Origin of the sequence: Aeromonas sp. QDB62, from assembly GCF_027705695.1 — a bacterium.
In the GTDB taxonomy this organism is placed as follows: Bacteria; Pseudomonadota; Gammaproteobacteria; order Enterobacterales; family Aeromonadaceae; genus Aeromonas; species Aeromonas allosaccharophila.
The window spans coordinates 76541-88653 of record NZ_JAPDCD010000014.1 but is presented as its reverse complement, the minus strand read 5'-3'; the positions used below and the strand labels follow the sequence as shown (position 1 = coordinate 88653).

Genomic DNA, 12113 nt, shown 5'->3' with positions numbered 1-12113 from the left:
AAAAATGAAAAAAAGCCTGAACAGAACGACCTGTCCAGGCGTGATCCCCTCAGGGCTGAGGGACCTAGTGCACTACGGAAGTGTCTACCTGTGTTTTCGGGCGGGGCGCCAGCCAGATGGCAAACGCAGCTACGAAAAACAGCACGGCAATAATCATGAAGATCTTGTTGGTGGCCACCATCACGCTTTGGCCTTGCAGCAGCCACTCCAGGGTGCCTTTGCTCTGCTCCCCGGCACCTGCCATCTGCATCGCCTGGGTGGTGTCACCCGCGCGGTCGGTCAGTCCGGCCAGTTCGGCCCGCACATAGCGGGTCTCGCGCTCCCAGCCGGTGTTGACCATGGAGGTAGCCACCGCGCCGGAGAGCGTCCGGATAAAGTTCATCAAACCGGCGGCGGACTCCATTTCACGGGCGAGCACGCTGCCCAGCGCAATGCCGGTGAGCGGCACAAAGAACAGCGGCATGCCGATCCCCTGGAAGAACATGGGGAAGCTTATCTGCCAGAAGGTCATGTCCATGTTGGCGTGGCTGCGGTAGAGGGTCCAACCGCCCAGCCAGAGCACACCGATAAACACCATGGGCCGCGGATCGATCTTGGTCGCCAGATTGGCAATCAAGGGCGCCAGGAACACCGCCAGAATCCCCATCATGGCCGTTGAATAACCGGCGATGGTGGCGGTATAGCCCATGTAGATCTGCAGCCACAGCGGGGTCAGTACCGTGATGCCGAAAAAGGCACCAAAACCGAGTGACAGGGTCAGCATACTGGTGCGATAGCCCCGATGACGGAACACCCGCAAATCGACCACCGGATTGCGCTCGGTCAGCTCCCAAATCAGGAAGGCGACAAAGCCGATGGCCGCGATGATCGCCAGGGTCACAATCCGGGTCGATTCGAACCAGTCGTGATCCTTGCCCTCATCGAGCATGATTTGCAGCGCCGCAACCCAGACGATCAGCAACACCAGTCCCACCTTGTCGATAGGCAGCTTGAGGGTCTTTGATTCGAACGGCCGCAACAGCTTCCAGCACATCACCCCGGCCAGCAGGGCAAACGGCGCCTTCACATAGAAGATGTAGGGCCAGCTGTATTGGTCACACAGGATCCCGCCCAGAATCGGCCCCATGATTGGTGCGACCAGCGTGGTCATGCTCCAGATCCCGATCGCCGCGTGCGCCTTGTCCTTGGGGAAAATGCGCATCATCAGGGTCTGCGACAGTGGCATCAGCGGCCCCCCGCACAACCCGAGAAAGACCCGAAACAGCACCAGCATGTTCATGCTGGTGGCCATGCCGCACAGCAGCGAGAACAGACCAAACAGGATAAAGCAGGTAGCAAACACCCGGATCGGACCAAAGCGCGACGCCAACCAGCCGGTCAGCGGCACCGAGATCGCCTCGGCTACCGCATAAGAGGTGATGACGTAGGTGCCCTGGCTGGTCGAGGTGCCCAGACTACCGGCAATGTTGGAGACAGACACGTTGGCGATGGTGGTGTCGAGCACCGCCAGGAAGTTGGCCATCGCCAGGATGCCAGCGCCTAATGCCAGTTGTGCTCCGCGCAGCGGAGCCGGCTCAGCGACGTGTTGCATCACGTATCTCCTCAGCCCTGCTTGCGGTCATCGGTGTGGGTACGCTCGGCCAGTGCCGGACCGGGCGCCTCGGCGCGGGTATCAATGGTGGCGATCATCGACAGCCCTACCTGCAACGGGCGACTGGCAAGCTCGGTGGGATCGAGCTCGATACGAACCGGCAAACGCTGCACCACCTTAATCCAGTTACCGGTGGCGTTTTGGGCCGGGATCATGGCAAACGCCGAGCCGGTGCCGCCGGAGAAGCCGCTCACCGTGCCGTGATAGACCACTTCGTTGCCATAGAGGTCAGCGGTGATCTCGACTGGCTGGCCGATCTTGACGCTACGCAGCTCCACCTCCTTGAAGTTGGCATCCACGTGCACGGTATGCAGGGGCACCACGCTCATCAACGGTGCGCCAATCTGTACGCGCTGACCCACCTGTACCTGACGCTTGGCGATCACACCATCGACGTTGGCAAAAATGCGGGTCCGTGACAGATCGACTCTGGCCTGCTCAAGACGGGCCTTGGCCAGTAGCACTTCCGGGTTGGTATCCACGGTGGTGTCCCGGATCAGCGCCGCATTGGCCTTTTGCGAGCCGATGGTCGAGTGTACGTTGGCCACGCTTTGCGCCGAGGAGGCGCGCGCCGCGCTCAGATTGGCCTGGGCCTGAATCAATCCATTGCGGGCATTGGTCAGCTCTTCGCCCGATACCGAGCCGGAGGCCTGCAGGGCGGCACGACGGTCAAAATCCACCCGGGCCCGATCCAGATCGGCTTGAGCCGCCTGGAGTTGCGCCTGGGCTCGCAGTTGGTCGGCCTCGCGCGCCTTCACCTGCGCCGCCAACCCTTCATCATTGGCCTGGTAGCTGTGTACCCGCCGCTTGGCCAGCGCCAGATCGGCCTCAGCCTGTGCCAATGCCAATTGGGCATCGGTGTCATCTATCTCGACCAGCAGGTCACCCTTACGGACATGCTGGGTATCGACCACCTCAATACGCTTGATGATCCCGCCCACCGCCGGAGTGACCTCGGCCAGCTCGACCGCGGTGTAGGCGTTGTCGGTCGAGACATAATGCGAGCCGACGAAATACCAGTAAGCGCCATAACCACCGGCCGCGACCGCAACGGCGGCAGCCAGCCCGATAAAGCCACGACGCCGCCGGGCATTGGCCTCACGGGCATCAAACGTCTGCTCGGCAGCGGAGTCGGAGTGTTGAACTTGTTGCGACATACAATTGAATTTCCTGTCTTTTATCAAGAGTGGGCAACGCTGTAACCCGCACCCAGTGCGTGGACCAGCGAGACATCAATGGAGAGAGCACGGGCCTGCATGTTGACCAGTACCTGACGGCTCTGCAGCAAGGCTGCCTCGGCACTGAGCACATCCAGGTAGGTAGACAACCCGCCCTTGTAGCGGTTATTGGCAATCCGGTAGGCATCTTCGGCCGCATCCACTGCAGTCCGGGACTGGATCAACCGTGCCTTGAGCGCATCCTGGCTGGTGACGGCATCGGCCACCTGCTGCATGGCCTGGGTCAGGGTCTGGTTATATTGCGCAACGGCCTCTTGATAGCGACCACGGGCACTGTCCAGCTGACCTTCCAGCTTGCCGCCGGTAAAGATCGGCAGATAGAGGGCTCCACCGACCCCCGCCGTTTGCGAGCCGGACTCGAGCAGCTTGTCGAGCCCCATCGACTGGTTACCAAAGAAGGCTGACAACGAGACGTTCGGATAGAACAGGGATTCTGCGACACCGACCTGCTGAGCGGCAGCTTCAACGCGCCAGCGGGCAGCGGTCACATCCGGTCTGTGCCCCAGCAAGTCGATACCGGCGCTGTCCGGCAAACCAAACACCGAGGTCATGGCCAGCGTCGGGCGCTGCAGAGTCAGGCCGCGATCCGGCCCCTTACCGAGCAGGGCGGCAATGGCATGGCTCTGCAGCACTATGGTCTCTTCCATTCCCAGCAACTCTTGCTCGGCACTCGCCTTGAGTGACTCGACCTGACGCACCGACCCCGGGGTTTCCAGACCGTTGTTGTAACGCTGCTGGAACAGGCTGACGGTCTCACTGCGGATCTTCAGCGCTTCTGCGGCTGTGTCGCGATTGGCGTACAAACGGGCCAGCTCGACATAGGACTGCATCAGGGCACTGACCAGCACCCGCTCGGCATCGGCCTGCTCCGCTTCGCTGGCAGCCAGCGTCGAGCGCGCGGCTTCCACCGTGGCCCGGTTCTTGCCCCAAAAGTCGAACTCATAACTGAAGTTCGCCATACCGCTGCCAAACGTGTTCCAGCCATGCGGTGGCAGTGAGCTGTAGTTGTAACTCACCCGCTGCCGGGTGACATCACCACTCACAGAAAGCTGCGGCATCTCACTGGCTCCGGCTTGTCTTGCCATCCCCTCGGCACTGCGCAGACGGGCCTGTGCGATGGCCAGAGACGGCGCATTGTGCAGTGCCTCCTGGATCAGCTGATCGAGCTGATTATCACGGTAACGCTGCCACCAGCTGGATTGAGGCCAGCTGTCCTGACGCGTCGCCAGCAAACTCTTGCTGTGCTCGAGGGTATCGGCGCTGGCAAGGGCATCGCTGGGCAGATCAGGTTGATGGGCACAACCACTGAGCAGGGCAAACAGGGACCAACAACAGACTCGCCAACCCTGCGAATGGTTGTCTGCAACGTCACGAGAGAGGAATGACACATGTACTCCTGATAACTGAACTGTACGGTTTAGTTATAATTTGACAAAGCCTCTTCGTCAAGCAAAACTAGACTGATGAGTTCATTAATGAAGGTTTGCAATGAGAGTTAAAAGCGAAGAACGGCGACAGGCGATCCTCGATGTTGCCAGGGAAGCGTTTACCCAGCTTGGGTTTGAAAACACCACCATGTCGGAGATCGCCAACCGGACCGGTGGGTCCAAGGCCACGTTGTATAACTATTTCAGCTCGAAAGAAGAGCTGTTTGCCGCAGTGATAGACGAGTTTGGTCGGCAGCGGATCGCGGAAGCGTTCATGTCGATGAATCCGGCCAAGCCGGTGCGCGAAGAGATCACCCGTTTAGGCCTTCACTACCTGCGTTTTATCCTCAATCCGGACGTCATTGGCCTGCGTGCAGTGATTGTTCATGAGTCCGCCCGTACCAATATTGGCCGCGAATATTATCGCCTTGGGCCACAACGCGGCTGGCAATACATCAGCCAATATATTGAACAGCAATCTCGCAGTGGCCAACTCTGTGCTATCGAAAACAGCTGGGCGGCAGCCATGCACCTCAAAGGCTTGCTAGAGGTCGAGATGCTCGAGCCTCTCCTGCTCGGAGCAAGAGCATGTCCGGATGATAAGGAGATGGCAGAGGTCGTGGAGCGCGCCATTAACGTCTTTATGCTGGCTTACGGCCCGAGGTAAGTCGCAAGGCTGCACCGAATTCGCAGCCCTCTTTCCAGCCAATATCATCGCGCTCATAAGCCATCGTGTCAGAAGGGCCCGAATAAGCCCCTGATGTGAGATCAAGCCGCGTTGGGCAAGGGCATCATCACATCCCGCTTGGTCTGGCTGTGTCTTGCGGTATCGCACAGGTCATGGACCCATCGAGTCTCGAACGAGAGGCCGTTCTGTGTGAGCGGCTTTTTGATTGCCTGATTCAGCGATTCAGTATCACGTTATGGGGAAGTGGAATTGCGTCGTATGGTGATACCACTTTTCTCGAACAATCCAGAACGATGCAGACATCCACAAACAACAAACCCCTGAAAATCAGGGGTTTGTGAGTCATCTGAAACAGCGATAAACGCCGAAAAACATCACTCGATGTTCTGGATCTGCTCGCGCATCTGCTCGATGAGGACCTTCAGCTCAACGGCGGACTGGGTCACTTCGGCGTTGATGGACTTGGAGCCGAGGGTGTTCGACTCGCGGTTGAACTCCTGCATCATGAAGTCGAGACGACGGCCACAGGCGCCACCCTTTTTCATGATCTTGTTGGTTTCGCTGATGTGCATCTCCAGACGATCCAGCTCTTCGGCCACGTCGATCTTCTGGGCCAGCATGACGATCTCCTGCTCGATGCGGGCCGGATCCAGCTCGACCTTGGCTTCGGCCAGGCGGTCGGTGAGCTTCTGGCGCTGCCATTCGATGATCTGCGGCAGGTGGACGCGCACCTTCTTCACTTCCACTTGAATACCGGCCAGACGCTGTTCGATCAGCGCCTTGAGGTTGGCCCCTTCGCTGGCGCGGGAGGCGAGGAAATCTTCCATGGTCTGATCGAACCCGCCGAGCAGCTCGGTGGCGACCGCGTCCATGTCCTGCTCGGCGGCAGCCATGACACCCGGCCAGCGCAGCACGTCGACCGGGTTGAGCTGGCCCTGGCCTGCTTCTTTCATTACCCAGTTGGCGCTGTCGATGATTAGCTTGGCCAGCTCTTCATTGATATGCAGCTGCTTTGCATCGGCCTGAGCGGCTTCGAAACGCAGGTTGCACTCCACCTTGCCGCGCTGCAGCTTGGCGCGGAAACGCTCACGCAGTACCGGCTCCAGGCTGCGCAGTTGCTCCGGCAGGCGAATGTAGGTTTCCAGATAGCGCTGGTTTACCGAACGAATTTCCCAAACGGCTGTGCCCCAGTCGCCCTTGAATTCCTTGCGGGCGTAGGCGGTCATGCTGTGAATCATTGATTGTTCCGGGCTTGATGAAGTGTGCGGCCAGTATACTCAGCCCGGCCCTGCTCGTCAGCCGATGCCGTGGTTTTAGCGGCTGATATTTGGGGCGGGATCACTTATAATCCCCCGCCAATTTGAGCCAGCCCAGAGGTCCGTTCCATGTCACGTCCCAGCGATCGCACTGCCGCGCAGCTTCGCCCGGTTACCATTACCCGCAATTTCACCAAACATGCAGAAGGCTCAGTGCTGGTGGAGTTCGGTAACACTCGCGTGCTCTGCACCGCCAGCGTCGACACCAGCGTTCCGCGCTTCCTGAAAGGGAAGGGCCAGGGTTGGGTCACTGCCGAATACGGCATGCTGCCGCGTTCCACCCACTCCCGCATGAACCGCGAAGCGGCCTCCGGCAAGCAGAGTGGCCGTACTCTGGAAATCTCCCGTCTGATCGCCCGCTCCCTGCGCGCGGCGGTAGACCTGACTGCGCTGGGCGAGCACTCCATCACCGTTGACTGTGATGTGCTGCAAGCCGATGGCGGCACCCGCACCGCCTCCATTACCGGTGCCTGCGTGGCGCTGGTGGATGCGCTGAACTGGATGGTCGAGAAGGGCATGCTCAAGCAGAGCCCGCTCAAGCAGATGATCGCCGCCGTCTCAGTCGGCATGTATCAGGGCGAAGCCATCTGCGATCTGGAGTACATCGAAGACTCCGCCGCCGAGACCGACATGAACGTGGTGATGACCGAAGATGGTCGCATCATCGAGGTGCAGGGCACCGCGGAGGCCGAGCCCTTCACCCATGAGGAGCTGCTGGCGATGCTGGGGCTCGCCAAGGGCGGCATTGAAGAGATCATTGCGCTGCAGAAGCAGTCGCTTTCATAATTTTAAAAACGCGGCCAAGGCCGCGTTTTTTTATACCCCCACACAAGACAACGACAAGCCAAGCAAGGAGCCAGAATGAAAGCCTACCAGCGTCAATTTATCGAGTTCGCCCTGGAGAAACAGGTCCTCAAATTCGGTGAATTTACCCTGAAATCCGGTCGTAAAAGCCCCTACTTCTTCAACGCCGGTCTGTTCAACAGTGGCCGCGATCTGGCCCGCCTCGGCCGTTTCTATGCCGCCGCCCTGATGGATGCCGGCATCGAGTTCGATGTGCTGTTTGGCCCGGCCTATAAGGGGATCCCCATCGCCTCCGCCACCGCCGTGCAGCTGGTGGAGCAGCACGATGTGGACGTGCCCTGGTGCTTCAACCGCAAGGAGGCCAAGGATCACGGCGAGGGCGGCAATCTGGTGGGCAGCCCGCTCAAGGGGCGCATCATGCTGGTGGACGACGTTATCACCGCTGGCACCGCCATCCGCGAATCCATGGATCTGATCCAGGCCAATGGCGCCTCGCTGGCAGGCGTGCTGATCGCGCTGGACCGTCAGGAGAAGGGCAAGGGCGAGCTCTCCGCCATTCAGGAAGTGGAGCGTGACTACGGCGCCCACATCATCGCCATCATCCAGATGAGCGACCTGATTGCCTATCTGGAAGAGAAGCAGGTCGAGCAGCCGGAGCTGGCAGCACAACTGACGGCCATGAAGGCTTATCGCGCCCAGTACGGCATCTGAATGAGCTGAATCATGGCGCCACCCTCGTCGAGGGTGGCGCCATTTTTTTATCCGCGTTTTCCAGCACTGTTTTAAAAAGCGGGTGTGAACTGCTTGAGCTTGCCCTTACAGTAAAGGTTAGGGTTTGCCAGTCGGCGTTTTGTGGTGCCGACGGGTTCCCGGGAGGAGCAGCATGACGATTCAACAGCAACACCTCATTCATCTGCAATTGCCGCTCAGTGGCATGAGCTGCGCCAACTGCGCCAGCCGCATCGCGGCCAGCCTCAACAAACTCGACGGGGTATCGGCCACCGTCAACTTCGCGCTGGAGCAGGCGGCCATCGAGCTGGCCAGCCCCGATCACCTGCCTGTGGTGCTCGACAGTATCAAGAGTCAGGGTTACGACTACGGCAGCGAGACCTTTTTGTTTCAAATTACCGGCATGAGTTGCGCAGGTTGTTCGGCTCGGCTGAACAAAATGCTGGCCGCGCTGCCCGGCGTCATCTCCGCCGAGGTCAACTTCTCCATCGAACAGGCCCGTATCGTGCTGGTGCCGGGGGCCCAGAGCCCCGCCGCCCTGCGTGAACATATAGAGGCGCTCGGCTTTGGCGCCAAACTGGCGCAGGGCTCGGCCAGCGGCCGTCGCCAGCAGTTGCTGGAGCGGGAAGCGCAGGAGGCCGCCACTGCCCGTCAGGCGCAGACCTGGGTCATCGTCTCGGCCCTGCTGACCCTGCCGCTGCTGGTGGGCATGATCGCCATGGCGGGGCTGCTGCCCTGGCATATGCCCGCCTGGCTGGAGCTGGTGCTCGCCACCCCGGTGCAGTTCTGGATCGGGGCCCGTTTCTATCGCGGCGCCTGGCTCGCCCTCAAGAACCGCGCGGCCAATATGGATGTGCTGGTGGCGACCGGCACCAGTGCCGCCTACTTCTACAGCCTCTACCTGCTGCTTAACCTGGGGATGGCCGCCAGCGGCAAGCTCTATTTCGAGGCGAGCGCCATCATCATTACCCTGATTTCGTTGGGAAAACTGCTGGAGGCAAGAGCCAGACACAGCACCCAGTCCGCCATTCGCGAACTGATGGCGCTGCGGCCGGAAACTGCCACCGTCTGGCGTGGCGAAGCGTGGCAGAGCGTCGCCATCGACGAGGTGCTGCGCGGCGATCGGCTGCGGGTGCTGGTGGGCGAGCGGGTGCCGGTGGATGGCAAAATCGTGAGCGGTGCCAGCGAGCTGGATGAGTCGATCCTCACCGGCGAGAGCCTGCCGGTGCCGCGCGGTGCGGGCGACAAGGTGCTGGGCGGTGCCATCAACCGCTCCGGCGTGCTGGAGATCGAAGCCACTAGCGTGGGAGAAGATTCCAGCCTCAGCAAGATCATCGCGCTGGTGGAGAGCGCCCAGATGGGCAAGGCGCCGCTGCAACAGCTGGTGGACAAGGTCTCTGCCGTGTTGGTGCCGGTGGTGATGGCCATCGCCCTGTTCACCCTGCTGGTGTGGTACGCCATCAGCAATGACTTCGCGCAGGCGCTGCTGGCGGCGGTGGCGGTGCTGGTGATCGCCTGTCCCTGCGCGCTGGGGCTGGCGACACCTGCCGCCATCGTCACCGGCACCGGGGTGGCGGCGCGTCACGGCATCCTGATCAAGGATGTGGATACCCTGCAAAAGGCCCACGCCATCAAGGCGCTGATCTTCGACAAGACCGGTACCCTCACTCAGGGCAAGCCGGTACTGGCCAGCTGGAGCGGTAACGGCGAGCAGCTGCGTCTCGCCGCCGCCCTGCAGCAGGCGAGCGAACACCCGCTGGCGCTGGCGATGCGCGAGGCCGTCGGCAACGGTGCGACATTGCCTCAGCCGGAAGCGGTCGAGGTGCGGGTTGGGGCCGGTATTGTCGGTCAGGTTGATAGTCACACGGTCGCCATCGGTAATGGCTCCCTGCTGACCCAGCTCGGCATTGATCAGCCGCAACAGGATGAACAAGCCGCCGATGGGGCGACCCGGGTCTGGGTCGCCATCGACGGCATGGTGGCAGGTATCGCCGCACTGGCCGATACCCTGCGCCCCGAGAGTGCGGAAGCCATCGCCACCCTGCGTCAGCGCGGTATCGCCAGCTGGCTGGTGAGCGGCGATGCACCGGCGCCGGTGGCCCATATCGCCGCCAAGCTGGGGCTGGACGGGGCCTTCGACTCCGTGCTGCCAGCGGGCAAGGTGGCGAAGGTCGAGGCGCTGCGGACGCAAACCCGCGGGCTGGTGGCCATGGTGGGGGACGGGGTGAACGACGCCCCGGCGCTGGCGGCGGCGGATGTCGGCATCGCCATGGGCTCCGGCTCCGATGTGGCGATGGAGACCGCTTCCATCACCCTGATGCGATCTGATCCGCGGCTGGTGGCCGATGCCATCGATATCTCGGCGGCGACCTGGCGCACCATCCAGCAGAATCTGTTCTGGGCCTTCGTATTCAACATCATCGGCATTCCGCTGGCAGCGCTGGGCTACCTCAGCCCCGAGCTGGCGGGGGCGGCCATGGCCCTGAGTAGCATCACCGTTTTGAGCAATTCCCTGTTATTGAAACGCTGGCAGCCCAGGGCGGCGCACGGGCCAGCATCCAACCCGATCAGTAAGGAGGCATAAATGAACATCAGCAAGGTTGCCAAGGCCACGGGGCTGACCGCCAAGACCATCCGTTACTACGAGAGCATCGGCCTTATCACAGCACCGGTACGCAGCGACAACGGCTACCGCAGCTACACGGAAGGCGCGCTGCGGGAGCTGCGTTTCGTCAAGCGGGCGCGGGAGACCGGCTTCAATCTGGAGGAGTGTCAGGAGCTGTTGGCGCTCTATCGCAACGAGCACAGAACCAGCGCCCAGGTGAAGAAGCTGGCGCAGGAGAAGATCGTCGATCTGCGCACGCGCATCGCAGGGCTGCAGGCCATGCTCAGCTCGCTGGAAGGGCTGGTCTGCTGTTGCCACGGGGATGAAAACCCTGAGTGCCCGATCCTCGACGAGCTGGAGAAGGGGTGAGCAAGAGCTCACCGTCCAGCGCAGGGTAAGCCACAGATGATTGACTAACTTCTTAATAAACGGTGCTTTATTGTTGCTGGTCAGGGGGTAGTGGTAGACTGCTCGGCTCTTGTACAGGAGTACTCAGTTGACCCAGAGTGTGACACGCCAGGTTAAGCAGGCCATCATGGCCCAGCTCTATACCCACGCATCGTTCAGTCTCCCCTGTTTGGGCGTGTTGGCATTTGGCTGGAGTCTGCTGTTTCACGACTATCTGCCCGCCACCGAAGCGCTTGGCTGGCTGTCAGGGACTTTCCTGTGGCTGCTTGGCCGGGGCTGGCACCTGCGCTGGCGCCGATCCCGCCTGCACCAGACACCGCTGCCGGTGCTGGAGCGCGAACTTTTCATCGGCGTGACTATCACCTCCATCATCTGGGCCCTCGGGGTGCTGCTCTACATGGACAAGCTGCCCGATACCTACCGGGCCGCCATGATGATGCTCGCCAGCCTCATTCTTACCGGCAGCGCCATCATGCTGTTTGGCAGCCGCCGTACCCTCTATGGTTCCGCCCTGCCGCTGGGCATGGCGATGCTGTTCGAGCTGGGCAATGGCAACGAGCAGGAGCGGATCGTCTCCTGCATGCTGGCGGGCTATCTGTTTGTCTTTCTGCCGACCCTGCTGCGCCGGATGCGGCGGGATCAGATTGCCTCGCTCCACCACCGTTTCTCCAACGCCGAACTGGTGGCCGAGTTGAAGGTGGTCTCCGAGCATTTGCGTCTCACCTCCCGCCTCGACGGTCTGACCGGTATCGCCAACCGCGCTCACCTCGACGACTCGCTGGAGCGGGCCTGGCGCCGCTGTCACCGTGCCCGGGCGCCGCTGTCGCTGGTGCTGGTGGACGTGGATTACTTCAAGCAGTTCAACGATCTCTATGGCCATCAGCTGGGGGATGACTGTTTGCAACAGGTGGCGGGCTTGCTGGCCGAGGTGGAGCGGCGCGAGGACGATCTGGCGGCCCGTTACGGGGGCGAAGAGTTTGCCCTGCTGCTGCCCTGCACCGGCATGCAGGGGGCGTTGCAGGTGGCGGACAATGTGCGGCAGGCGCTCAAGGAGCTGGCCATCCCGCACCAGAAGTCACTGGTCTCCGGTCGGGTCACATGTAGTTTTGGTGTTGCGACACTGATACCGGATAACAGCATGAAAATCGCCGATTTGATCCAGAAAGCGGATGCGGCACTCTATCAGGCCAAGCATAATGGGCGGGATCGAATCGAAGTAGCCTTGATGGGTAAGGTTGCCTGAATTT

Annotated in this window: 10 protein-coding genes; 6 read left to right on the top strand and 4 right to left on the bottom strand. The window is 61.1% G+C overall.

The window, feature by feature from the left end; translation table 11 throughout:
- Window positions 1–64 precede the first annotated feature (64 nt).
- From OKC27_RS09225 to OKC27_RS09215, 3 genes are read right to left on the bottom strand one after another with little or no spacing between them, the layout of a single operon-like run.
- Complete coding sequence (locus OKC27_RS09225; RefSeq protein ID WP_075111958.1) at window positions 65–1591, bottom strand: DHA2 family efflux MFS transporter permease subunit; 1527 nt, start codon at window positions 1589–1591, stop codon at window positions 65–67.
- An 11-nt stretch (window positions 1592–1602) separates the two neighbouring features.
- Window positions 1603–2808, bottom strand: a complete 1206-nt coding sequence (locus tag OKC27_RS09220; protein WP_163130072.1) for an HlyD family secretion protein — start codon at window positions 2806–2808, stop codon at window positions 1603–1605.
- Window positions 2809–2831: 23 nt separating this feature from the next.
- Window positions 2832–4277 (bottom strand): efflux transporter outer membrane subunit, encoded by a 1446-nt coding sequence (locus OKC27_RS09215; protein ID WP_270806180.1) that lies wholly within the window; start codon window positions 4275–4277, stop codon window positions 2832–2834.
- Window positions 4278–4377: 100 nt separating this feature from the next.
- On the opposite strand from OKC27_RS09215, the gene OKC27_RS09210 reads away from it, so the two are divergent.
- Window positions 4378–4983 carry a TetR/AcrR family transcriptional regulator gene (locus tag OKC27_RS09210; RefSeq protein WP_042656121.1) on the top strand — a complete coding sequence of 202 codons (606 nt, stop codon included), beginning with the start codon at window positions 4378–4380 and terminating at the stop codon, window positions 4981–4983.
- A gap of 395 nt (window positions 4984–5378) precedes the next feature.
- On the opposite strand, the gene OKC27_RS09205 is transcribed toward OKC27_RS09210, so the two are convergent.
- On the bottom strand, window positions 5379–6242 hold the full coding sequence (locus tag OKC27_RS09205) for a YicC/YloC family endoribonuclease (RefSeq protein ID WP_042062476.1): 864 nt from the start codon (window positions 6240–6242) through the stop codon (window positions 5379–5381).
- Between the two features lie 147 nt (window positions 6243–6389).
- Here OKC27_RS09205 and rph point away from each other — a divergent pair, with 147 nt between their 5' ends.
- The 5 genes from rph to OKC27_RS09180 all read left to right on the top strand — a co-directional run bounded on the left by rph (window position 6390) and on the right by OKC27_RS09180 (window position 12109).
- Window positions 6390–7106 (top strand): ribonuclease PH, encoded by a 717-nt coding sequence (rph, locus tag OKC27_RS09200; RefSeq protein ID WP_182938651.1) that lies wholly within the window; start codon window positions 6390–6392, stop codon window positions 7104–7106.
- 75 nt (window positions 7107–7181) lie between these two features.
- A complete protein-coding gene (gene pyrE, locus OKC27_RS09195) occupies window positions 7182–7835 on the top strand; it encodes an orotate phosphoribosyltransferase (RefSeq protein ID WP_182938652.1) in 654 nt (217 codons plus the stop codon).
- A 172-nt stretch (window positions 7836–8007) separates the two neighbouring features.
- Entirely contained in the window at window positions 8008–10437 is a 2430-nt protein-coding gene (locus OKC27_RS09190; RefSeq protein WP_182938653.1) for a heavy metal translocating P-type ATPase, read from the top strand.
- The gene (cueR, locus tag OKC27_RS09185) at window positions 10438–10827 is read left to right on the top strand and encodes a Cu(I)-responsive transcriptional regulator (protein WP_042062472.1); all 390 of its coding nucleotides are present in this window, start codon (window positions 10438–10440) and stop codon (window positions 10825–10827) included.
- 127 nt (window positions 10828–10954) lie between these two features.
- Complete coding sequence (locus tag OKC27_RS09180; protein ID WP_182938654.1) at window positions 10955–12109, top strand: GGDEF domain-containing protein; 1155 nt, start codon at window positions 10955–10957, stop codon at window positions 12107–12109.
- The last annotated feature ends 4 nt before the right edge of the window (window positions 12110–12113 follow it).

Coding starts and splice junctions, on each gene's coding strand:
- OKC27_RS09225 (WP_075111958.1), bottom strand. CDS start 1,591: ATGCAACACGTCGCTGAGCCGGCTCCGCTGCGCGGAGCACAACTGGCA.
- rph (WP_182938651.1), top strand. CDS start 6,390: ATGTCACGTCCCAGCGATCGCACTGCCGCGCAGCTTCGCCCGGTTACC.
- OKC27_RS09210 (WP_042656121.1), top strand. CDS start 4,378: ATGAGAGTTAAAAGCGAAGAACGGCGACAGGCGATCCTCGATGTTGCC.
- pyrE (WP_182938652.1), top strand. CDS start 7,182: ATGAAAGCCTACCAGCGTCAATTTATCGAGTTCGCCCTGGAGAAACAG.
- OKC27_RS09205 (WP_042062476.1), bottom strand. CDS start 6,242: ATGATTCACAGCATGACCGCCTACGCCCGCAAGGAATTCAAGGGCGAC.
- cueR (WP_042062472.1), top strand. CDS start 10,438: ATGAACATCAGCAAGGTTGCCAAGGCCACGGGGCTGACCGCCAAGACC.
- OKC27_RS09220 (WP_163130072.1), bottom strand. CDS start 2,808: ATGTCGCAACAAGTTCAACACTCCGACTCCGCTGCCGAGCAGACGTTT.
- OKC27_RS09190 (WP_182938653.1), top strand. CDS start 8,008: ATGACGATTCAACAGCAACACCTCATTCATCTGCAATTGCCGCTCAGT.